The following is a 19604-nucleotide window of genomic DNA, read 5'->3' as shown; positions in this document are numbered from 1 at the left end:
ATCAGCCGAGTTCGAGGCAGGCCACCGCATAAAATCCGGACACGTCGATGTCGGGGCGGGCCGTGGTGTACATCCGGGCGGTCTCGAAGGACGGGGTGAGGCCGGCGCGTTCGGCGAGCGCCACGGCGTCGCCGTTGACGGTCGGGACGTCGAGGGCGATCTCGGACAGGCGATCGTCGTCCTCGTCGTGGGAAAGCGCGTTCAGCAGTTCCGCGGCGATCTCCGGGGAGGCGGCGTACAGCGGACCGATCCGGGCGCCCTCGGCGGCTGGGCGGCGGACGCCGAGACCGGCCAGCGCCCCGTCGCGCAGGACGGCGAGCGCGTGGTGGTTCGGCGCGGAGATCCACAGCGCCAGGAACGTGTCGCGGCCCGCCGGGCCGAATCGGCGCTCGTAGGCGGCCAGTTCCTGGAAGCTGACACCGCGGGCGTCCACCAGGGTGCTGCCGGTCGCGACCGGGTCGAGCCGGGGGACACCCCGGTAGCGGATGTTGGTCCAGGCCGGTTGGAAGCCCGACCTGCGGTAGTTGGCCTGCTGGGCCACGACGCCGTCGAGGCCGATCACCCGGCCGGCGAGCCGGTGCAGGCCGGTCTGCCAGGTGCGCAGGCCGTACCCCCGGCCGCGGTGTTCCGGAACGGTCAGATAGAACCCGAGGAACCCGTGCCCGGTGCCGTAGCGGACCACCGAGATCGAGGTGATCGGGTGACCGTCGAGCCGGCCGACGAGAAACGCCCCGGGGTCGACCGGGAAGAAGATCCGTTCGTCACCGGTGCCCGGGTTCCAGCCCTCCGCGGTGGCCCATTCCGCGAGCAGGCCCATGTCGTCGACGCTGGCGGGTGCCACCACGAATTCGCCCATATGGCGACCTTAATGAAAAAGCCCGGTAATGCGGGACGGGCCCGGCGTCCGGAGACGCCGGGCCCGTCCCGGTGACGGTGTGTCAGGCGGCGGTGCGCAGGCCGAGGCCGAGCGTGGTGTGCCCGTGCGCGTTGGTCATCGCCAGGCGGCTCTGCATGGTGGTGTTGCCGGCGATGGTCGCGTAGTACGACGCCCGGCGGCGCGCGGTGATGCTCTCCGGGTTCTCCGGGTTCGGGGCCAGCTCCGGGTCGAGGTGGGTGTTGAGGCCGTCGCGCAGCAGCGAGAGGGCCTCGGCGCGCAGCTGGGAGACGCGGGACTCGGTGACGCCGAGGTCCTTGGCGATCTCCGCCATCGGGCGCTCCTGCAGGAAGTACTCGGTGACCACGGTCTGCAGGCGGTCCGGCAGCGAGTCGATGGCGTGGTGCAGGTAGCCGATCTGCTCGCGGCGCAGCAGCATCTCCTCCGGGCCCGGGTCGCGCTCGGTGACCAGGTCGTCGGCGCTGCTGGTGGTGAAGCCCTGCAGCGACAGGACGGTGGCGCGCTGCACGTCGGTGTCGGTCTGGTGCAGGTCGGTGGTGGTGGTGCCGAGCGCCTGGGCCAGCTCCTCCGGGGTCGGCGTACGGCCCAGGGTGGTGGTCAGGTTCTGCCGGGTGACGTCGGTGTTACGGGCCTTGGACCGCACCGAGCGGGTCGCCCAGTCCAGCGCGCGCAGCTCGTCCAGCAGGGCGCCGCGGATCCGGGTGCCGGCGAAGCGGTGGAACGGCACGCCGCGCTCCGGGTCCCAGCCGCGGGCGGCGGTGACCAGGGCGTGCAGGCCGGCGCTGGTCAGGTCGTCGCGGTGGATGTGGTTGGGGATCCGGCTGAGCATGTCCCGCACCAGGTGGCCGACCAGCGGCATGTGCGTGCGGATCAGCTCCTCCTGCTCGCGGGCGGTGAGCACCGGCGTGGCGGGAGCGGTGTCGGCGGTGAGGTCGGCAGCGGTCGTCACGGTGCTGGTCATGTCGTTTCCCCCGGTTGTTGTCGGCGCCCGTTGGCGGTGGGCACCGGCTGACAGGGAGAAACTTTGAAGCTCGCGAGGTGCGGGACAAGGTCATGGACGGTTGCCTCCCGGTTGCTTGAGAACCGGGTGCCCCGTCCGCGTTGCCGGAGTCGATCGGCGGCGCGCGGCCGCCCTTGAGAGTTTTCCGGCGGGTACGGCAGGGTGTGTCCATGGACCTGAGCGAGAGCGCCACGTCGGTGAACGTCATCGCCGGGGTGGTGATCGCCGCAGGCGCGCTCGGCGTGTTCCTGCCGGTGCTCCCCGGACTGCTGCTGAGCTGGGCCGGGGTGCTGCTCTGGGCGCTGCTGTCGGACGCCTCGGCCGCGCTGCGCTGGCCGGTCCTCGCGGTGGCCACGGCGATCGCCGCGGCCGGGACGATCGTCAAGTACCTGTGGCCGGGCCGCAAGCTGAAGACCGCCGGGGTGCCGACCACCAGCCTGCTGGCCGGCGGCGCGCTCGGCCTGATCGGCTTCTTCGTGATCCCGGTGGTGGGCCTGGTGCTCGGCTTCGTGCTGGGCGTCTGGGCGGCCGAGGCCGCCCGGCTGGGCCGCGAGCGGGCCTGGCCGTCGACCCGGCGGGCGATCGCGGCGGTCGGGCTGTCGATGCTGGTGGAGTTCGCCGCCGCGCTCGCGATCGCCGTGCTGTGGGTGTTCGGCGTGCTCGCCGCCTGAGCCGGCCGGCCCAGGGCCGCCTCACTCCTCCCGGGCGTCCTCCCGGGCGATCCGGCGCCGCCGCCGCTGGGTGAGCAGCAGCAGGAGCGGCAGCGCGGTCAGCCCCACCGCCACCGCGCCGGCCACGATCACGGACATCCCGCCCGACGTGGCGGCCGGTGCCGCGCCGTCCGCCGACCCCGGCGCGATGGCCTTCTCCGCGGTGGCCGGACTCGTCGCCCGCGCCGACGCCGCGACCTCGGCCGGGGTGACCAGGTGACCGACCGAGGAGCCCTTCGGCTGGGCGAAACCCCAGTCGAGCAGGGCCGCGCCCTGTTGCCACCCGCGCAGCGGGCGGGCCTCGGCGCCGAGCAGGGTGACCACCAGCCGCCGGCCGCCGCGCTGGGCCGCGCCGACGTAGCTGTGCCGGGCCACCGTGGTGAAACCGGTCTTGCCGCCCATCGCGCCCGGGTAGTTGTAGATCAGCTTGTTCTCGTTCTGGAACTGGAAGCCCTTGACCTTCAAGGCCGGCTGGGCGGGCATCTGGGCGCTCTTGGTGAGCACGTATTTGCGGAAGTCGGCGTTGGCGAAACACACCCGGGCGATAAGGGCCAAATCGTACGCACTGGTGAACTGCCCCTTGCCGTCCAATCCGGACGGCGTGACGGCGTGCGTCTGGAACGCGCCTATCGCTTTCGCCTTCGCGTTCATCGCCGCCACCGTGGTGGCCACGCCGTCGGCGCCGCCACCGCCGGCCATCCGGGCCAGCGCGTTGGCCGCGTCGTTGCCCGAGTTGAGCAGCAGGCCGAGCCAGAGGGTGGAGACCGGATAGGTGCCGCCGGCGACGATCCCGACCGCCGAGCTGTTCACCTCGATGTTCAGGTCGCCGGGGACCACCTTGATCTTCTGGTTCGGGTTCAGCCTGTCGATGGCCGTCGCGGCGAGCAGCGTTTTCTGCACGCTGGCCGGGGTCTGGTGGACGTGCGGGCCGCAGGCGCCGAGCACCTCGCCGGTGTCCAGGTCGGCGACCATCCAGGTGGTCGCGGTGACCGCCGGCGGGTTCTTCGCGCCGGCCGGGACGACCAGGCCGTGGGTGGCCAGCGCGTCACCGCCGACCCGCATGTCCCGCGGGTTGTCGGCCGGCGGGACCGGACGCGGCGGCGCGCTCGGCTTGGCGATCCTCGGCTTGGGACAGGGGGTCTCTCCGGCGCGCGCGGCGGCCGGAGCGGCGTACGCGGCGGCCGGAGCGGCGTACGCGGCTCGTGGTGCGGATGGCGGAACGGTGACGAGGGCGGCGACCAGGGCCAGGGCGGCGGTGATCCGGGTAACCGTCACGGCCAGCGTGCTCCCGCTTCCAGTCGTCGATCGAGGAGGTGCTCGAGGGGTACCGGCTCGCCGTCGCCGCCACCGGCCCCGACGATCAGCCGGGGCATGCTCGGGGACAGCTCGGCGCCGGTGAACCGGGCGCGCAGCGAGGCCGGGACGGTCAGCACGTAGTACTCGCCGTCCTCGCCGGCCGCGACCGTGCGGTTCGACTTCAGGTACCACCCGCGGACCCGGGTCTTGTAGGTCCACCGGCCGTCGTAGCTGGTCGCGGCGAGCGGGTGCGGGGCCAGCCCGCGCTCACCGGCCCGGCGGACGAACTCCTCCAGCAGCGCGGCGGCATGCCGCGCCTCGGCGGTGCGCCCGGCCTCCAGGGCGGCGGCCCGGCCGGCCACGGCCTGCCGGTGGTGCGCCAGCCAGGCGGCGTGCTCGTCCTGCATGGCGCCGACCTTAACGCGGGACCCGGGCCGTAGGTCAACCTGGCTTTCTGAGGATTCGGTACGAATACCCACGGCACATTCTGATAAGGGACCGGGCAACCGGCGACAAAAGAATTGCCGGATCGCGCCGGGGAGTTGCGCCGGAAGCGGTTCGGGGGCCAGACTGTCGGCGGGCGATTGAATTCTCTCGGGAGTCGTTATGGCGCGGCAGGTAATCACCACCCTGATCGACGATCTGGACGGCAAGAAGGCGGATCGCACCGTCGAGTTCAGTCTCGACGGAGTCAGCTACACGATCGACCTTTCCGAGGCCAATGCCGGAAAGCTGCGCAAAGCCCTGGATCCGTACATCAACGCGGGAACGCGGCTGGGTCGCACCGCCGCGCGCATCCCGGCGCGAGGCGCCGCACCCGCGCGGACCGCCGGCTCCCGCGACGAGAACCGGCTGATCCGCGAGTGGGCTATCCGCAACGGGCACAAAATCTCCGAGCGGGGCCGCATTCCGCAGGAGGTCAGCAACGCCTATCGGGCCGCGCACGGCCGCTGACCTCGTTCCACATCGGACGGCGCCAAAGAATTCAGCGCAGCCGGGGCAGTTCCGCGGCCACGGCTTCGAGCGTCTTCTCGTCGCCGGCATACCAACTGGCCGCCCGTGGCCAGTGCGTGATCACGTCGGTGAAACCCAGCTCGGCGGCCCGCCCGGTGGCTTCCTGGAACGCGTCCAGGCTGCTCATCGAGAACACCGGCGACGAGTCCAGATTGAGGTATCGGTCAACCGATTCCGGGGCCCGGCCGGCGTCCGCCAGCGCGGTCTCGAATCGGTCCCGGATCTCGGACACCGCGCGCCACCATTCCGCGCTGGTCTCGGCCTGCGGGCCGGTGGTGACCCAGCCGTCGCCGTACTTCACGGCGAGCCGCAGCGCGCGGGGCCCGTTCGCGGCGACCACGAACGGCGGCCGCGGCTGCTGCACCGGGCCCGGGTGGTTGCGCGCGTCCACGGCGGCGAAGTAGGAGCCGGACCACGTGGTCGACGAGCCCGGGGTGGCCGGGGACCGCAGGATGGTGTCGAACAGCTCCAGGAACTCGGTGAACCTGTCGACCCGGGCGCGCGGGGTCAGCTCGGGCCGGCCGAGCACCGCCGAGTCGAAGCCGATCCCACCGGCGCCCAGGCCGAGCAGCAGCCGGCCGGCCGAGATGTCGTCGAGGGCCGTCGCCTCGCGGGCGAAGTGCGCCGGATGCCGGAAGTTCGGCGAGGCCACGTAGGTGCCCAGCCGGATCCGCTCGGTGACCAGGGCGGCGGCCGTGAGGGTCGGCACCGCGTCGAACCACGGTCCGTCGACCAGGTCCCGCCAGCCCAGGTGGTCGTAGGTCCAGGCGTGGTCGAAGCCGTACTCCTCGGCGAGCCGCCACCGGCGGCTCGACTCGGCCCAGCGCTGATCGGGAAGGATGACGATGCCGAAACGCATCGCCACAGACTAGGGCAAGGCTAGGCGGTCCGGAGATCGTCGCCGGCCGCGGCGCCGGCCGGGATGTCGGCGGCGGCCGCCTCGAACGCGCGCAGCGCCCGGACCAGGTCCTGCCGGGCCGGCGCCGGCATCCGTTCGAGCACCTCGGCGAGCGCCTCCCGGCGGCGTTCCCGCAGATCGGCGAGGAGGCGGCGGGAGGCGGCGGTGAGCAGCAGGCGCACCTCGCGGCGGTCCCGCGGGTCGGCCACCCGGCGCAGCAGTCCGGTCGCCTCCAGCCGGTCGCAGAGCCGGCTGGCCGAGGACGGCACCACGTCGAGGGCCTCGGCGAGGCGGCTCATGTTGGTGTGCCGGTTCTCCGCGACGATGGTCAGCACCCGCAACTGGGCGGGCGGGAGCACCGGGCTCTGCGCGAGGCGGGCCCGTTCCAGGACAGCCACCAGCGACTCCACCGACGGCTCGATCGCCGCGGCGACATCGGTGGCGTGCTCCATGGCGTTCCCCGTCGCGAAGTCACGAACCCGCAAAGGCCTGGTGGTTACCCCGCCGGCGACGGGCGTAAACCGGTCAACGGCGCCAATCAAGGCAGACCGTCACCGCGTCGTCCTCCGGCTCGGCATCGGCGTGAAACTCACGCAGATCCCGCATCACCGTACCGACCGCCTCGGTGGCCGGTTGCAACCTAGTCCCGCGCAACGCCGTGAACAGGGCGGATTCCCCGAAGGTGGGACCACCCCGGGGTGCCGCGGCGTGGACGCCGTCGCTGACCACGAGCAGCCGGTCGCCCGGTTCCAGCCGGAACCGCTCGATCTCGTAGCGGGCCTCGCCGAACATGCCCAGCGGCAGCTGCTGCTCCAGGCGGATCTGGCTGATCTCGCCGCCCCGGCCGACCATGCAGTGCGGCGAGCCGGCGTCGACGGCGTCCACCCAGCCGCCGACCAGGTCGATCTCCAGCAGCAGGGTGGCGGCGTGCAGGCCGCCGCCGTACCGGGTGTGCAACGCGTCCGAGGCCAGCTCGGCCTGCTCGACGATGTCGGCGCCGCAGCGGCGGGCGTTGCGCATGGCGTTCACCGCTGTCACGGTCAGCAGGGCGGCGTCCAGTCCCTCGCCCGCGCCGTTGAGCACGGTGATGGTCAGCCGGTCGCTGGCGAGCGCCCAGTCGAAGTGGTCACCCTTGATGTCGTACGCCGGTTCCAGCTGCCCGGCCAGCAGGAACCGGTCGTCGCCGAGCGAGCGGCCGGGCAGCAGGTCCCACTGCAGCTCGGCGGCCATGGTGAGCCGCTGCAGGCACTGCGCCTGGCGGTACCTGTCGGTCATCCGGTCGGCGGCGCGGATCGCCACCGCCAGTTCGTCGGCGACCGACCGCAGCTGTTCGGCCTGTTCCGGATCGGGGTGGCGGGGCAGGTCCACGCGCAGCACCCCGAGCCGCTCGCCCCAGCAGGACAGCGGCAGGTGCAGCCGGGTGCCGGTCGGCCCGGACCCGGTGCTGGGACGCTGGCTGGCCAGGCAGCGCAGGGCGGCCGGGTCGAGCTCGGCGCCGGCCGTGTCGAGCAGCGGCGCCAGCCGGCGCAGCGCCAGGTCGGCGACCAGCACCTCGACCCGCTCGGCCGCGAAGTGTCGGCGCAGGTGGTCGGCGGTCGCCTCGGGCAAACGGTCGGGCGCGGTGGCGCGCAGCAGCGCGCCGGTGGGGGCCGGTCGGTCGGACACCTGAACTCCTCTCCGGGACCGAAATTTGTTATACGGCAAATAAACGGCGCGCGGGCGGCGCCACGGCCGCCCGCCACCCGTCAGGCGAAGGACTTCTCGAAGTGGATCAGTGAGCCGGTGCGCGGGCTCGACTGCATCCGGACGTTCTCGGCCAGCGCCCGGATCAGGAACAGGCCGCGGCCGTGCTCGCTGGTCTCGCTGGGCGCCGTCTCGCTCTCCGGGTCGAACCCGTGGCCGCCGTCGACGACGTCGATCGAACAGCGGTCCTCGCCGACGTCGAGACGGACCTCGTACGCCTCGGCGCCGGTCGCGTGTTTCACCACGTTGGCGCACGCCTCGGTCAGGGCGATCTCCAGGTCCGCGCCGGCCTGACCGTCGACGGTCAGTGAGGTGAGCGCGCAGCGCAACAGCCGGCGCACGGCGGGAACACTGTCGACCTCGCGGGGAAGGTTGAGCCGAACCGACATGCGCATGCCGTTTCTGTGCCCGATCGGTCCACCGGTTACACGCGCGAGCGACGGCGGGTCGTCGTTTCGTGTTATCCATGGTCACCGCGCCCGTCTCCCTTTCTGGCGCCCCGGCGCCGGACGAAAGGGCAGTGCAGATGGCGAACCAACCCGACACCGCCACCGTGGTGGCCGCGCGCGCCGGCGACCCGGCCGCGATCGACCGGCTCGTGGCCGGTTACCTCCCGCTCGTCTACACCATCGTGGGCCGGGCCCTGGAGGGGCACGCGGACGTCGACGACGTGGTGCAGGAGACCATGATCCGGGTCCTGCGGAACCTCGGTGAGCTGCGCGAGCCCGAGGCGTTCCGCTCCTGGCTGGTGGCGATCACGGTGCGCCAGGTCCGGGACCGCTTCCGGGCCCGGCAGGTCGGCGAGCACGCCCTGCTCGATCCGGACCTGCGCGACCCGGGCGCCGACTTCACCGACCTGGCGATCACCCGGCTGGAACTGTCCGGCCAGCGCCGGGAGACCGCCGAGGCGACCCGCTGGCTCGACGAGGAGAACCGGGAGCTGCTCTCGCTCTGGTGGCTGGAAGCCTCCGGCGAGCTGACCCGCGACGAGATCGTCGAGGGCACCGGGCTCGGCCGCCAGCACGCCGCGGTCCGCATCCAGCGGATGAAGGGCCAGCTGGAGACGGCCCGGGCGGTGGTCCGGGCGCTGCACCGCCAGCCGCTCTGCCCGGAACTGTCGGTGCTGATCGAGCCGTGGGACGGCCTGCCGAACGCGTTGTGGCGCAAGCGGATCGCCCGGCACACCCGGGAGTGCCGGCTCTGCGCCCCGGCCTGGCAGGACCTGGTCGCCGCGGAACGCCTGCTGGCCGGCCTGGCCCTGGTGGTACCGGCGCCGTCGCTGGCGGCCGGCCTGAGCGCCGGAGCCGGAGCGGCCGGGGTGAGCACGGGCGGGACCACCGGGGTGGGCACCGGAGCCGGCGGCGGGGTCAACGGCCTGGCCGTCAAGGCGGGCCTGAGCGCCACCCAGAAACTGCTGGTCACCGCGCTGGCGGTGACCGTCGCCGGGGGTGGCGGGGCGGCCGTTTACACCCTGAACGGCCAGCCCGATCCGGCCGTCCCGCAGGCGGTGGTCGCCCCGTCGCCGGCCACCGTCAGCCTGCCGTCCGCCCGTCCGGCCTCGCTCGCACCGACGAGCAAGGCGCCGGCTCCCCGGCGTACGCCGAAGTCTCCGGAAGCGAAGGCGGCCGTGCCGGCCAAGGAGACCTCGGCCAAGAAGGGCGTCGGCGTCTGGAAGTTCGCCGGGTCCAAGGCGGCGCTGAAGGACGTCGGGGCCGGGTGGTACTACGACTGGGCGGCGGGGAACGACGAGATCCCCGGCCCGGCGGGTGTCGAGTTCGTCCCGATGATCTGGGGCCGCAAGGACGTCACCGGCGCCACCCTCGAGCAGGCCGAGGCGGAGGGTGACGTGCTGCTCGGCTTCAACGAGCCGGACATGGGCGGGCAGGCGAACATGAGCGTCGAGGACGCGCTGGCCGCCTGGCCACAGTTGCAGGCGACCGGGATGCGCCTGGTCAGCCCGGCGGTCGCCTACGGCGGGGACACCCCGGGCGGCTGGCTGGACAGGTTCATGAGCGGGGCGAAGGCGAAGGGGCTGCGGGTCGACGCCATCGCGCTGCACTGGTACGGCTCGGACTTCGGCGCCGCCGCGGCCGGTCAGTTCCTCAGCTACGTCGACGCGGTGCACAAGCGGTACGGCAAACCGATCTGGATCACCGAGTTCGGCCTGATGAACTTCTCCGGCTCGCCGAAGTACCCGAGCGACGCGCAGAAGGTCACCTTCATCCGGGCGGCCACCGCGGGACTGGAGAAACGGTCGTTCGTCGAGCGCTACGCCTGGTTCGGCCTGCCGGCGGTCGGGGACAGCGTCGGCTTCGGGCTGTACCGGGACGGCGACAGCCCCACCGAGGCGGGCAAGGCGTACCGCGCCGCGGGTTAGAGTCGGATTCATGATTCGGTTCGGGTACAAGGCGTCGGCGGAGCAGTTCGCGCCGGCTGAACTGCTCAAGTACGGCATTCTCGCCGAGGAGCTGGGCTTCGACTCGGTCTTCGTCAGCGATCACCTGCAGCCGTGGCGGCACGACGGCGGGCACGCCCCGGCCGCGCTGCCCTGGCTCGGGGCGCTCGCCGCGCGTACCGAGAAGGTGCTGGTCGGCACCAGCGTGCTGACGCCGACCTTCCGCTACCACCCGGCCGTGGTGGCGCAGGCCTTCGCCACCCTGGGCTGCCTCGCGCCGGGCCGCGCCATCCTCGGCGTCGGCTCCGGCGAGTCGCTCAACGAGGTGCCGCTCGGCACCCGATGGCCGGACGGCAAGGAGCGCTTCGCCCGGCTCAAGGAGGCGGTCCTGCTGATCCAGAAGCTGTGGGCCGAGGACCGGGTGACGTACGAGGGGCAGTTCTACAAGACCGAGAACGCCACCATCTACGACAAGCCCGAGCAGCGGGTGCCGATCTACATCGGCGCGTCCGGCCCGGCCGCCACCCGTCTCGCCGGCCGGATCGCCGACGGCTTCATCACCACCAGCGGCAAGGGCCACCCGCTCTACACCGACACGCTGCTGCCGGCCGTCAAGGAGGGCGCGGAGAAGGGCGGCAAGAAGCTCGACGACCTGGACCTGATGATCGAGGTCAAGGTCTCCTTCGACGACGACCTCGAGCGGGCCCGCGACGACACCCACTACTGGGGCGCGCTGGCCCTCTCCGCGGAGGAGAAGACCGGCGTCGAGGACCCGGTCGAGATGCAGCGCCTGGCCGACGCCCTGCCGGTCGAGCGGACGGTCACCCGCTGGATCGTCTCGTCCGACCCGGACGAGCACGCCGCCAAGGTCGCCGAGTATCTCGACATGGGCTTCAAGCACCTGGTCTTCCACGCCCCGGGCCCGGACCAGGAGCGCTTCCTGCGCCTCTACTCGACGGAGATCCTGCCCCGTCTGCGCACCCACGTCACACCCCCGGCGTAAGCTCCGCATCCGGGGGCCCGGAAAACCCAGCGACTTTCCGCGAAGCGTCGCCCAGGCTCGGCCGGGCGGCGCTTCGCCGTCTCACGACCCGCTCATCGGTCCTGGTCCGGCCGCGGCACGGCCCGCAGTTTCCCGGTACGCCCACCGCCCCCGCCGCCCTCGCCATTGATCACCCGGAGGTTGGGCCGGCCCTGCATCCGCCGCCGCCCGGTGCCCACCTCACGGCCCGCCTCGACGCCCGCGTTGTCCCGCCACCGTCGCCGCATCGTCGTGCCGTCCCCGAGCGATCGCCCGGCCGAAGCGCTTCCGCCGAGGGCTCGCCCGGCCGGCGTGCTCGCCCCGGGCGGCCGCCCGGTCGCGGTGTTTCCGTCCAGCGGCCGCCCGGTCGCGGCGCTCCCGTCCAGCGGCTGCCCGGTCCAGCCGCCACCGCCCGCCGCGCCGAGCCCACCGACGCCCGCCGCGCCGAAGCCGCCGGCCCGGCCGGTGTCCGGCGTCCCGCCCATCGCGCGGGGACCCCGCCGCCGCTCCGTGCCGCCCTCCGGGAACCGCCCGCCCCGGTCCGGCGACCCGTTCGTCGCCGGCCAGCGCGCCGCGCGGTCGTCCCCGACCGGCAGCCGGTCCCCGCCGGTAGCCCGGTGATAGCCCCGCCCGTTCCGGCCGGCCGGATCGAACAGCCCGGCGTCGGTGCCGGTGCGGCCCAGGACGCCCGGCGCCACCGCGGCCTCCCGCCCGGTCAGCACCACGATGCTGCCCGGCTCGGCGGTGCGCGCCGCGCGGCGCCGGTCGAGGTACTCGCCGAGCAGGGCCCGGGCGGCCGGCAGCGGGCGCGGCCGGGTCGCCGGCGCGGTCCGCGGGTACGCCACCGCCGGCACCTCGGTCACGAAGAGCCCGTTCGCCGCGGCGCGCACGGTCAGCAGCGGCTCGATCTCCGGGCCGTCCCCGCGCACCGGGTCGGTCCCGGCCACCCGGGGCAGCCCGGCCGAGCCGGCCACGTCCCGCCAGAACGCCCGGAACCCGAAGCCCGGGTCGGTGCGCCGGCAGCCGAACAGCACCGCCATCAGCCAGAGCAGCAGACGTGCCCCGATCCGGGAGAAGCGCCCGCCGGACAGGTCCCGCCCGTCGCCGCGGGATCGGGAACCCTGCGCCATGTCCGCGCCGTCGTGCAGCGCCGCCAGGTAGCGGGGCAGCTCGGTGGGGTCGCAGGAGCCGTCGCCGGCCAGGGTCACCACGACGTCGCCAGAGCTCTCGGCGACACCGCAGGCCAGCGCGTTGCCGACGCCGGTGCGGGTCTGCCGGATCACCCGGACGGCGCGGGGCGCGGCCGCCGCGGTGGTGGTGTCATCGTCCCGGCCGACCACCACGATCACCTCGGCGACCGCGGGCAGGGCGGCGAGCAGGAGCGGCAGGGCCGCCGTTCCGGCCGGGATCACGACGCTCACGGAGGGTGATGAGGGACGGTGGGGTGGCACGGGCATGCGCCGACGCTACCGGCCCGCAACCGGCTGGCAACTCGCCCGACCGGTGGATCGTGATCATCTCAGCGGTCGTCACCGTCCGTACGAAAAACGGTTTGAAGGTAGTGTTTTGTCCCGTGATGAACCTGGGGCTCCACATCTCGGACTTCAGCTGGCCGGAGGGATCACCCCGGCTCGGCACGACGCTCGCGGAGATCGCCTCGGCCGCCGACGAGGCCGGTTTCGAGCGGATCAGTGTGATGGACCACCTCTGGCAGATCGAGATGATCGGGCCGCCGGAGATGGCGATGCTCGAGGCGTACACGACGCTCGGCTTCCTGGCCGCGCACACCCGCCGGGCCAAGCTGCTCACCCTGGTCACCGGCGTGGTCTATCGGGAGCCGGGCCTGCTGGCCAAGGCGGTGACGACGCTCGACGTGCTCTCCGGCGGCCGAGCCATCCTCGGGCTCGGCGCGGCGTGGAACGCGGCGGAGTCGGCCGGGCTGGGCCTGCCGTTCCCGCCGACAGCGGAGCGGTTCGAGCGGCTGGAGGAGGTGCTCCGGATCTGCCGGCAGATGTTCGACGGCGACGAGACGGCCTTCGAGGGTACGCACTACACGCTGACCCGGCTGCTGAACTCGCCGTTGCCGCTGACCCGGCCGCGCCCGCCGATCCTGGTCGGCGGTGGCGGGGAGAAGAAGACGCTGCTGCTGGTCGCGAAGTACGCGGACGCCTGCAACCTGTTCGCCGGCCCGGAGCTGCCGCACAAGCTCGACGTGCTGAAACGGCACTGTGACGCGGTCGGCCGGGACTACGACGAGATCGAGAAGACGGTGCTCTACCCCATCGACCCGGGGGAACGGGGCGAGCGGGTCGGGGAGATCATCGACGTGATGCGGCACCTGGCCGGGCTCGGCGTCTCGGTCACCCACGGCTCGGTGCGCAACCCGTGGGACACCAAGCGGTTCGAGATCTTCCGGGACGAGATCGTTCCGGCGGCGGAGGCACTGTGAGCATCGAGGCGGTCGTGTTCGACCTGGACGGCGTCATCATCGACACCGAGGAGGTGTGGGAGGAGGTCCGCCGGGCGTACGTGGCCGAGCACGGTCGCGCGTTCCTGCCGGACAGCCAGGACCGGATGATGGGGATGAGCACCGTCGAGTGGTCCACCCACCTGGCCGACGAGGTCGGCGTCCCGGTGCCGGCCGAGCGGGTCGCCGCCGACGTGCTGGGCCGGATGGCCGCGCGCTACCGGGAGTCGCTGCCGCTGATCCCGGGCGCTGCCGAGACGGTCCGGGCGCTCGGTGAGCGGTATCGCCTCGCGCTGGCCAGCTCGTCCGCCCGGATCCTGATCGACCAGGTGCTGGCGACGGCCGGGCTGACCGGCGAGTTCGAGGTGACGCTGTCGACCGAGGAGGTGGCCCGCGGCAAGCCGGCGCCGGACGTCTACCTGACCGCGGTGGCCAAACTCGGCCTGACGCCGGAGGTGTGCGCGGCTGTCGAGGACTCCAGCAACGGCCTGCGGTCCGCGGGTGCGGCCGGGCTCGCGGTGATCGCCGTTCCGCACGGGGTGTATCCGGCGGCGCCGGACGCCCTGGCCCACGCGGCCCTGGTGGTCAAGACGATCACCGAAGTCACCCCGGAGGCGGTCGCCGCCCTCCGCTGACCCGTCCGGCTGGTCCCCACGGTGGTCTGCCGGGCGTGGAGAGGGTCGTGGGGACCAGCCGCGTGGGGTTGGCTGGCTGTCACGGTGGTGTCGCGGGCGCGGAGAGGGTCGTGGGGACCAGCCGGGGCGGGGCTGGCTTCGTGGCGTACCGGAAAGCGGGTCTCAGACGGCGTAGTCGGGGAGCTGGAGGTTGGTGCTGCGGCCGCCGGCGACCTTGAAGGTGAAGTCCAGGAACCATTTTTGGTTGTTCAGGTAGTTGCGCAGGCGGATGCCTCGGTCGGTTTTCGGGGCCATGAAGCGGCCGGTGGTCTCGCCGCCCTTCTGGGTGCCGCGGGCGAACTTGGCGATCCGCCGCACGTAGCGGGGGAAGGCGACGCGGTGGTCGCCGCCGGCCGCGGCGAGCTCACCGGCCAGGACGTAGGCGCAGACGACCGCGGTGCCGGTGCCCTGACCGCCGATGGTGGCGCCGCAGGCCGCGTCGCCGACCAGGGCGATCCGGCCACGGGCCCAGTGCGGGGCGTCGACCCGGCAGACCTGGTCGAAGTAGACGTCCTCCACCTTGTCCAGCTCGGCCAGCAACCGCGGTGCGAGCCACCCCATCCCGGCGAACCGGGAGCGCAGGATCGCCTTGCGCGCCTCGGGGTCGTGGCGGTCGTAGGCCAGTTTCGGCGCGGCGAACATCGCCAGGACGTCGGCCGCGGCCGGATCGCGGTGGTTGCCGCTGATCCCGATCATCCGGCCCGGTGTGTTGTGCCACAGGTGGTCGGGCGTCAGATCCCACTCGTTCGGGATCGGCCAGGTCGCCACGTAGTAGCCGAGGTGCTTGACGAACTGATCGTCCGGGCCGAACGCCAGCCGGCGCACCCCGGAGTGCACGCCGTCGGCGCCGATGACCAGGTCGAACGTCCGCTGCCGGCCGGAGGCGAAGGTGACGTCGACGCCGTCCGGGGTCTCGTCCAGGGCGGCGATCCGGTCGCCGAAGAGATAGTCGGTGCTGTCGCTCGCGGCGCACAGGATCCGGGCCAGGTCGCCGCGGAACACCTCGAGGTCGCCGCCGGCCATCTCGGCCGGCCACTCCATCTGCCGCTCGCCGTGCTCGTCGACGAACCGCATCGCCTTGCCGTGGGTCTGCACCTCGCGCAGCGCGGGCAGCACGCCCATCTTGTCGAGCACGCCCAGGTGCAGCTCGCCGCGGAAGTCGACGGCCTGGCCGCCGGTGCGCAGCCGCGGGGCGATCTCCACGATCGTCGGGCGGTAGCCGTGCCGGGCCAGCCAGTAGGCGAGGGCGGGGCCCGCGATGCTCGCGCCGGAGATCAGGACGTCCATGTCTTCCCCCTGGTGAAAACTGTGTCCATCGGACTCGATTATTTCTGTGTACGGTAGACGCAGTTACCGAGGAGGGCAAGGGTGATGGCCGACTTCCTGTGGCAGGAGCGGTCCGGGGGCAAGCGGGGCCCGAAGGCCGCGCTCACCTTGGCCGAGATCGCCGATGCCGCGATCGCGGTCGCTGACGCCGAGGGACTGGCCGCGGTCTCGATGCAGCGGGTGGCCGCCGAGCTCGGATACACGAAAATGGCTCTGTACCGATACGTGCCGGGCAAGACCGAGCTCGTGTCGGTGATGCTGGAGCGGGGGATGGGGGCCGCCCCTGAGCTGCCGCCGGGCGACTGGCGGGCCGCGATGACCGCCTGGTCACAGGCGCTCCTATCGGTTTTTGCCGGTCACGGCTGGGCGCTGGAGGCGTCCAGCGGCAAGCGGCCGATCGGGCCGAACGAGCTGAGCTGGATGGAGGCCGCGCTGGCCCGGCTCCCGGACGGCCTGACCGGCGCGGAGCGGATGGACACCGTGGCGGTGCTGGCCGGCCACGTCCGTGCTCTCGCCGTGCAGCCCGACGAGTCCGGCATGATCACCGCGCTCACCGAGCACGCCGCCCGCTTCCCGGCGGTCGCCGCGGCGCTCGCCGACATGGCCGCCCACGGTGGACAGGACCAGGCGTTCCGGTTCGGCCTGGAGCGCATTCTCGACGGTCTGGAGACGCTGCTCACGACGCGGGTGTGAAAGATCTTCGATTCGGGTAGTCCCGGGCCGAACTGGGAGGTGGGCCCGTGAGTGGTCTCCGGCTCGACGTGAACTTCGTCGACTATCTGATCCTTGCGATCTATTTCATCACTGTTCTGGGAGTCGGCTTCGCGGCCCGCCGGGCGATCCGCAACAGCTCCGACTTCTTCCTCTCCGGCAGGTCGATGCCGGCCTGGGTGACCGGCCTGGCCTTCGTGTCGGCGAACCTCGGCGCGCTGGAGATCATCGGGATGGCCGCCAACGGCGCCCAGTACGGCATGATGACCCTGCACTACTACTGGGTCGGCGCGGTCCCGGCGATGGTCTTCCTCGGCATCGTGATGATGCCCTTCTACTACGGCTCCAAGGTGCGCAGCGTCCCGGAGTTCCTCCGGCTGCGGTTCAACCGGCCCACCCACCTGTTCAACGCGGTCAGTTTCGCGGTGGCCCAGGTGCTGATCGCCGGTGTCAACCTCTACGCCCTGGCGCTGATCCTGCAGGTGCTGCTCGGCTGGCCGCTCTGGCTCTCCATCGTGATCGGCGCCGCCGTCGTGCTGGTCTACATCACGCTCGGCGGACTCTCCTCGGCGATCTACAACGAGGTGCTGCAGTTCTTCGTCATCCTGGCCGGCCTGATCCCGATCACCATCCTCGGCCTGGTCAAGGTCGGTGGCTGGCAGGGGCTCGTCGACAAGGTGCAGGCCAGCAACCTGGGCGACGCCGCGCTGCACACGTTCTCGAACACCGCGACCACCGACAACCCGCTGGGCGCGAACTGGATCGGCATCATCTTCGGTCTCGGCTTCGTGCTGTCGTTCGGGTACTGGACCACGAACTTCGCCGAGGTGCAGCGGGCGCTGAGCGCCAAGGACATGAACGCGGCCCGGCGCACCCCGATCATCGGCGCGTTCCCGAAGCTGCTCATCCCGGCGGTCACCGTGATCCCCGGCCTGATCGCCCTGGTCACCGTGCAGGGGCTGGGCGGCTCCGGGACGCTGAAGTACGACTACGCGATTCCGCAGCTGATGCAGGAATTGCTGCCCAACGGCGTGCTCGGCGTGGCGGTGACCGGTCTGGTCGCCTCGTTCATGGCCGGCATGGCGGCCAACGTGAGCGGCTTCAACACCGTCTTCACCTACGACATCTGGCAGTCCTACGTCCGCAAGGACCGGCCGGACGGCTACTACCTGCGGGTCGGCCGGATCGCCACCGTCGTCGGCGTGGTGATCGGGATCGGCACCGCGTTCATCGCCGCCGACTTCAACAACATCATGAACTACATCCAGGCGCTGTTCTCGCTGTTCAACGCGCCGCTGTTCGCCACCTTCATCGTCGGCATGTTCTGGAAGCGGATGTCACCCTGGGCCGGCTTCTGGTCGCTGCTGCTCGGCTTCCTCGCCTCGCTCACCCTCTACGTGCTGCACCTGAACGACATCCTGAAGTTCAACTCCGACCTGGAGGAGAGCTTCTGGGGCGCCGGCGCCGCGTTCGTGGTGGCCGTCGTGGTGGCCGGGATCGTCACCCCGTTCACCCCGCGCAAGCCGGAGAACGAGCTGCGCGGCCTGGTCTACGGCCTGGCCGGGCCGAGCACCGGCGCCGACGTGGTGATCACCGGCGAGAAGGTCTGGTGGCGCAACCCGGTGGTGCTCGGCACCGTAGCGCTGATCCTGGCCGCCCTGCTCTACATCCCCTTCTGGTGAGGTTGACATGCCTGACAAGACACGGCTCTTCGACGTACGCGCGGTCATCGGCGGCCTGTTCGTCGTCTACGGGGTGATCGTCACGCTGATCGGGATCTTCGACAGCCCGGCGGATGTGGACAAGGCGCAGGGCGTCCGGATCAACCTGTGGATGGGCCTGGCGATGCTGGTCCTGGGCGGCCTGATGCTGCTCTGGCTGCGGCTGAACCCGCCGAAGCCGATCACCGAGCAGACCGACGACACGGAGCCCCCGCGGGCCTGAGTTTCGAGCCGGTGTGCCCCGGTTGCCATCGTGTTGCACTGGGTCCGCAAATCTTCAAGACGGCTACCGGTGCGACCGATTACCGGGGCATGCAACCCCTCACCTCAATCAGCGGCCTCGGCAGCGCCGGTGGCCAGCGCGGAGCTGGCTGGCAGGTGCAGCTCCGCGTCGACTACGTCGTCAACCGGGTCGCCCAGACCCACCGCGGTCAGTCCGAGGACCAGGTCAAACAGGCCATCCAGGACCAGCTCCGGGTCTACGGCGTGGTGCCCAGCGCCAAGCAGGTCACCATTTACGCCAAGGCGATCTCGGCGCTGCCCCAGTTACCGCCCAACTGACGGCGGGAACCGGAGGATCCGGTCGTCGCCGTCGCGCACGTCGCCGCGGCCGTCGGTGTTCGAGGTGGTCAACCACAGCGAACCATCGGCGGCCACGGCGACCGTGCGAAGCCTCCCGTACCTGCCGGACAGTTCGGCCCGCGCGGTCCCGCCGGTCAGCGGGACGGTCCACAGCCGCTCACCCTTGAGGGCGGCCACGTACAGCGTGCTGCCGGCGACCGCCGCGCCGCTCGGCGACGCGTCGTCGGTGCGCCACTGCACGATCGGGTCGGTGAACCGCGCGTCGCCGGCCTTTCCCTCCACCTCCGGCCAGCCGTAGTTCTTGCCCGGCTGGATGAGGTTCACCTCGTCCCAGGTGTCCTGGCCGAACTCGATGCCGTACATCCGGCCCTGCGCGTCCCAGGCCAGGCCCTGCACGTTGCGGTGGCCCAGGCTCCACACCGGCGAGCCGGGGAACGGGTTGCCCGGCGCCGCCTCGCCCTCCGGCGTGAGCCGCAAGATCTTGCCGTTCGGGTCCTCCCGGTCCTGCGACTGCGGCTCGTCGCCGGCGTCGCCGGTGCCGACGTAGAGCATCCCGTCCGGGCCGAACGCGAGCCGCCCGCCGTTGTGCCGCGATCCCCGATCCAGCCCCTTGAAGATCACCTCGGGGGTGCCGCCGGACCGCTTGAAGCGGACGATCCGGTTGTCGTCGGCGCTGGTGAAGTACGCGTAGACCCAGTCGCCCCGGACCGCCAGGCCGAGCAGGCCACCCTCGCCGCCGGCCTGCACCCCGGCGACGGTGTACACCTTCTTCTTCGCCGTGCCGGGTCTCACCTGGTAGATGACGCCAGTCTGCCGCTCGGCGACCAGCGCGCTCCCGTCGCCGAGGAACGCCAGTCCCCACGGCACCTGGATCCCGGTCGCGACGGTCTCCGGGGTGGCCGTCAGGTCGGGTCCGGTGGCCGCTTTCTCCACCGGGGCGGTGGCCGACACCGAGGGCACCGGCGCCACCGTGGGTGGTTCCTCGGCCGAGCAGGCGGTCAGCAGGGCGGCCCCGACGGTGATGAGGGCCAGGCGTGTGACGGTCGGCATAGTCCCACCCTGCCACGCCGTTCCGACAAGGAATGCCCCATATGATGCAAAAACGGGCATTATCCGGAATCGTTGCCGGAGTGGGACCGAAGATGGTGCCG

At 72.1% G+C, this 19604-nt stretch carries 21 protein-coding genes; 10 read left to right on the top strand and 11 right to left on the bottom strand.

Features of this window, described 5'->3' with window-relative positions; translation table 11 throughout:
• Position 1: 1 nt before the first annotated feature.
• Together Actob_RS34735 and Actob_RS34730 are read right to left on the bottom strand one after the other, a co-directional pair.
• A complete protein-coding gene (locus tag Actob_RS34735; protein ID WP_284916138.1) occupies positions 2 to 856 on the bottom strand; it encodes a GNAT family N-acetyltransferase in 855 nt (284 codons plus the stop codon).
• Positions 857 to 938: 82 nt separating this feature from the next.
• Entirely contained in the window at positions 939 to 1856 is a 918-nt protein-coding gene (locus tag Actob_RS34730) for a sigma-70 family RNA polymerase sigma factor (protein WP_284916137.1), read from the bottom strand.
• A 209-nt stretch (positions 1857 to 2065) separates the two neighbouring features.
• Here Actob_RS34730 and Actob_RS34725 point away from each other — a divergent pair, with 209 nt between their 5' ends.
• Positions 2066 to 2566 carry a DUF456 domain-containing protein gene (locus tag Actob_RS34725; protein ID WP_284916136.1) on the top strand — a complete coding sequence of 167 codons (501 nt, stop codon included), beginning with the start codon at positions 2066 to 2068 and terminating at the stop codon, positions 2564 to 2566.
• A gap of 21 nt (positions 2567 to 2587) precedes the next feature.
• Here the strand turns inward: Actob_RS34725 and Actob_RS34720 are convergent, their stop codons facing one another.
• The gene (locus tag Actob_RS34720) at positions 2588 to 3880 is read right to left on the bottom strand and encodes a D-alanyl-D-alanine carboxypeptidase family protein (protein ID WP_284916135.1); all 1293 of its coding nucleotides are present in this window, start codon (positions 3878 to 3880) and stop codon (positions 2588 to 2590) included.
• A complete protein-coding gene (locus Actob_RS34715; protein ID WP_284916134.1) occupies positions 3877 to 4308 on the bottom strand; it encodes a hypothetical protein in 432 nt (143 codons plus the stop codon). The genes Actob_RS34720 and Actob_RS34715 overlap by 4 nt, the downstream gene beginning before the upstream one ends.
• A gap of 199 nt (positions 4309 to 4507) precedes the next feature.
• Here Actob_RS34715 and Actob_RS34710 point away from each other — a divergent pair, with 199 nt between their 5' ends.
• Positions 4508 to 4855, top strand: a complete 348-nt coding sequence (locus Actob_RS34710; RefSeq protein ID WP_284916133.1) for a histone-like nucleoid-structuring protein Lsr2 — start codon at positions 4508 to 4510, stop codon at positions 4853 to 4855.
• A 31-nt stretch (positions 4856 to 4886) separates the two neighbouring features.
• Here the strand turns inward: Actob_RS34710 and Actob_RS34705 are convergent, their stop codons facing one another.
• The 4 genes from Actob_RS34705 to Actob_RS34690 all read right to left on the bottom strand — a co-directional run bounded on the left by Actob_RS34705 (position 4887) and on the right by Actob_RS34690 (position 7951).
• Positions 4887 to 5774: an LLM class flavin-dependent oxidoreductase gene (locus Actob_RS34705; RefSeq protein WP_284916132.1), complete on the bottom strand. Its 888-nt coding sequence runs from the start codon at positions 5772 to 5774 to the stop codon at positions 4887 to 4889.
• 20 nt (positions 5775 to 5794) lie between these two features.
• A complete protein-coding gene (locus Actob_RS34700) occupies positions 5795 to 6265 on the bottom strand; it encodes a MarR family transcriptional regulator (protein ID WP_284916130.1) in 471 nt (156 codons plus the stop codon).
• 73 nt (positions 6266 to 6338) lie between these two features.
• Positions 6339 to 7478: a PP2C family protein-serine/threonine phosphatase gene (locus Actob_RS34695; protein ID WP_284916129.1), complete on the bottom strand. Its 1140-nt coding sequence runs from the start codon at positions 7476 to 7478 to the stop codon at positions 6339 to 6341.
• Between the two features lie 80 nt (positions 7479 to 7558).
• Positions 7559 to 7951 (bottom strand): ATP-binding protein, encoded by a 393-nt coding sequence (locus tag Actob_RS34690; protein ID WP_284916128.1) that lies wholly within the window; start codon positions 7949 to 7951, stop codon positions 7559 to 7561.
• 131 nt (positions 7952 to 8082) lie between these two features.
• Between Actob_RS34690 and Actob_RS34685 the strand changes: the two genes are divergently transcribed.
• Positions 8083 to 9933 (top strand): sigma-70 family RNA polymerase sigma factor, encoded by a 1851-nt coding sequence (locus tag Actob_RS34685; RefSeq protein ID WP_284916127.1) that lies wholly within the window; start codon positions 8083 to 8085, stop codon positions 9931 to 9933.
• 10 nt (positions 9934 to 9943) lie between these two features.
• Positions 9944 to 10954, top strand: a complete 1011-nt coding sequence (gene fgd / locus Actob_RS34680; protein ID WP_284916126.1) for a glucose-6-phosphate dehydrogenase (coenzyme-F420) — start codon at positions 9944 to 9946, stop codon at positions 10952 to 10954.
• A 92-nt stretch (positions 10955 to 11046) separates the two neighbouring features.
• Here fgd and Actob_RS34675 read toward each other — a convergent pair whose 3' ends face one another.
• Positions 11047 to 12393, bottom strand: a complete 1347-nt coding sequence (locus tag Actob_RS34675) for a glycosyltransferase family 2 protein (protein ID WP_284916125.1) — start codon at positions 12391 to 12393, stop codon at positions 11047 to 11049.
• A 155-nt stretch (positions 12394 to 12548) separates the two neighbouring features.
• Here Actob_RS34675 and Actob_RS34670 point away from each other — a divergent pair, with 155 nt between their 5' ends.
• Both Actob_RS34670 and Actob_RS34665 read left to right on the top strand, forming a co-directional pair.
• Entirely contained in the window at positions 12549 to 13421 is an 873-nt protein-coding gene (locus Actob_RS34670; RefSeq protein ID WP_284916124.1) for an LLM class F420-dependent oxidoreductase, read from the top strand.
• On the top strand, positions 13418 to 14074 hold the full coding sequence (locus Actob_RS34665) for an HAD family hydrolase (RefSeq protein WP_284916123.1): 657 nt from the start codon (positions 13418 to 13420) through the stop codon (positions 14072 to 14074). The genes Actob_RS34670 and Actob_RS34665 overlap by 4 nt, the downstream gene beginning before the upstream one ends.
• Before the next feature lie 162 nt (positions 14075 to 14236).
• Here Actob_RS34665 and Actob_RS34660 read toward each other — a convergent pair whose 3' ends face one another.
• On the bottom strand, positions 14237 to 15400 hold the full coding sequence (locus tag Actob_RS34660) for an FAD-dependent monooxygenase (protein WP_284916122.1): 1164 nt from the start codon (positions 15398 to 15400) through the stop codon (positions 14237 to 14239).
• Between the two features lie 84 nt (positions 15401 to 15484).
• Between Actob_RS34660 and Actob_RS34655 the strand changes: the two genes are divergently transcribed.
• The 4 genes from Actob_RS34655 to Actob_RS34640 all read left to right on the top strand — a co-directional run bounded on the left by Actob_RS34655 (position 15485) and on the right by Actob_RS34640 (position 18432).
• Positions 15485 to 16132, top strand: coding sequence for a TetR/AcrR family transcriptional regulator (locus Actob_RS34655; protein ID WP_284916121.1), 648 nt, complete (start codon positions 15485 to 15487; stop codon positions 16130 to 16132).
• Positions 16133 to 16179: 47 nt separating this feature from the next.
• Positions 16180 to 17832: a sodium:solute symporter family protein gene (locus Actob_RS34650; RefSeq protein WP_284916120.1), complete on the top strand. Its 1653-nt coding sequence runs from the start codon at positions 16180 to 16182 to the stop codon at positions 17830 to 17832.
• 7 nt (positions 17833 to 17839) lie between these two features.
• Positions 17840 to 18094, top strand: a complete 255-nt coding sequence (locus Actob_RS34645; RefSeq protein WP_284916119.1) for a hypothetical protein — start codon at positions 17840 to 17842, stop codon at positions 18092 to 18094.
• A gap of 89 nt (positions 18095 to 18183) precedes the next feature.
• Positions 18184 to 18432 carry a hypothetical protein gene (locus tag Actob_RS34640; protein WP_284916118.1) on the top strand — a complete coding sequence of 83 codons (249 nt, stop codon included), beginning with the start codon at positions 18184 to 18186 and terminating at the stop codon, positions 18430 to 18432.
• Here Actob_RS34640 and Actob_RS34635 read toward each other — a convergent pair.
• Positions 18418 to 19503 carry a PQQ-dependent sugar dehydrogenase gene (locus Actob_RS34635; RefSeq protein ID WP_284916117.1) on the bottom strand — a complete coding sequence of 362 codons (1086 nt, stop codon included), beginning with the start codon at positions 19501 to 19503 and terminating at the stop codon, positions 18418 to 18420. The two genes, Actob_RS34640 and Actob_RS34635, sit on opposite strands and share 15 nt — an antisense overlap.
• Positions 19504 to 19604: the final 101 nt, after the last annotated feature.

Source organism: Actinoplanes oblitus (assembly GCF_030252345.1).
In the GTDB taxonomy this organism is placed as follows: Bacteria; Actinomycetota; Actinomycetes; order Mycobacteriales; family Micromonosporaceae; genus Actinoplanes; species Actinoplanes oblitus.
This window is presented reverse-complemented; position numbering and strand designations above follow the sequence as displayed.

What these genes read in the sequence shown, in the direction of transcription:
- Actob_RS34690 (WP_284916128.1), bottom strand. Translation starts at nt 7,951, where the DNA reads ATGCGCATGTCGGTTCGGCTCAACCTTCCCCGCGAGGTCGACAGTGTT.
- Actob_RS34730 (WP_284916137.1), bottom strand. Translation starts at nt 1,856, where the DNA reads ATGACCAGCACCGTGACGACCGCTGCCGACCTCACCGCCGACACCGCT.
- Actob_RS34725 (WP_284916136.1), top strand. Translation starts at nt 2,066, where the DNA reads ATGGACCTGAGCGAGAGCGCCACGTCGGTGAACGTCATCGCCGGGGTG.
- Actob_RS34700 (WP_284916130.1), bottom strand. Translation starts at nt 6,265, where the DNA reads ATGGAGCACGCCACCGATGTCGCCGCGGCGATCGAGCCGTCGGTGGAG.
- fgd (WP_284916126.1), top strand. Translation starts at nt 9,944, where the DNA reads ATGATTCGGTTCGGGTACAAGGCGTCGGCGGAGCAGTTCGCGCCGGCT.
- Actob_RS34660 (WP_284916122.1), bottom strand. Translation starts at nt 15,400, where the DNA reads ATGGACGTCCTGATCTCCGGCGCGAGCATCGCGGGCCCCGCCCTCGCC.
- Actob_RS34640 (WP_284916118.1), top strand. Translation starts at nt 18,184, where the DNA reads ATGCAACCCCTCACCTCAATCAGCGGCCTCGGCAGCGCCGGTGGCCAG.
- Actob_RS34715 (WP_284916134.1), bottom strand. Translation starts at nt 4,308, where the DNA reads ATGCAGGACGAGCACGCCGCCTGGCTGGCGCACCACCGGCAGGCCGTG.
- Actob_RS34705 (WP_284916132.1), bottom strand. Translation starts at nt 5,774, where the DNA reads ATGCGTTTCGGCATCGTCATCCTTCCCGATCAGCGCTGGGCCGAGTCG.
- Actob_RS34635 (WP_284916117.1), bottom strand. Translation starts at nt 19,503, where the DNA reads ATGCCGACCGTCACACGCCTGGCCCTCATCACCGTCGGGGCCGCCCTG.
- Actob_RS34685 (WP_284916127.1), top strand. Translation starts at nt 8,083, where the DNA reads ATGGCGAACCAACCCGACACCGCCACCGTGGTGGCCGCGCGCGCCGGC.
- Actob_RS34655 (WP_284916121.1), top strand. Translation starts at nt 15,485, where the DNA reads ATGGCCGACTTCCTGTGGCAGGAGCGGTCCGGGGGCAAGCGGGGCCCG.
- Actob_RS34645 (WP_284916119.1), top strand. Translation starts at nt 17,840, where the DNA reads ATGCCTGACAAGACACGGCTCTTCGACGTACGCGCGGTCATCGGCGGC.
- Actob_RS34710 (WP_284916133.1), top strand. Translation starts at nt 4,508, where the DNA reads ATGGCGCGGCAGGTAATCACCACCCTGATCGACGATCTGGACGGCAAG.
- Actob_RS34670 (WP_284916124.1), top strand. Translation starts at nt 12,549, where the DNA reads ATGAACCTGGGGCTCCACATCTCGGACTTCAGCTGGCCGGAGGGATCA.
- Actob_RS34735 (WP_284916138.1), bottom strand. Translation starts at nt 856, where the DNA reads ATGGGCGAATTCGTGGTGGCACCCGCCAGCGTCGACGACATGGGCCTG.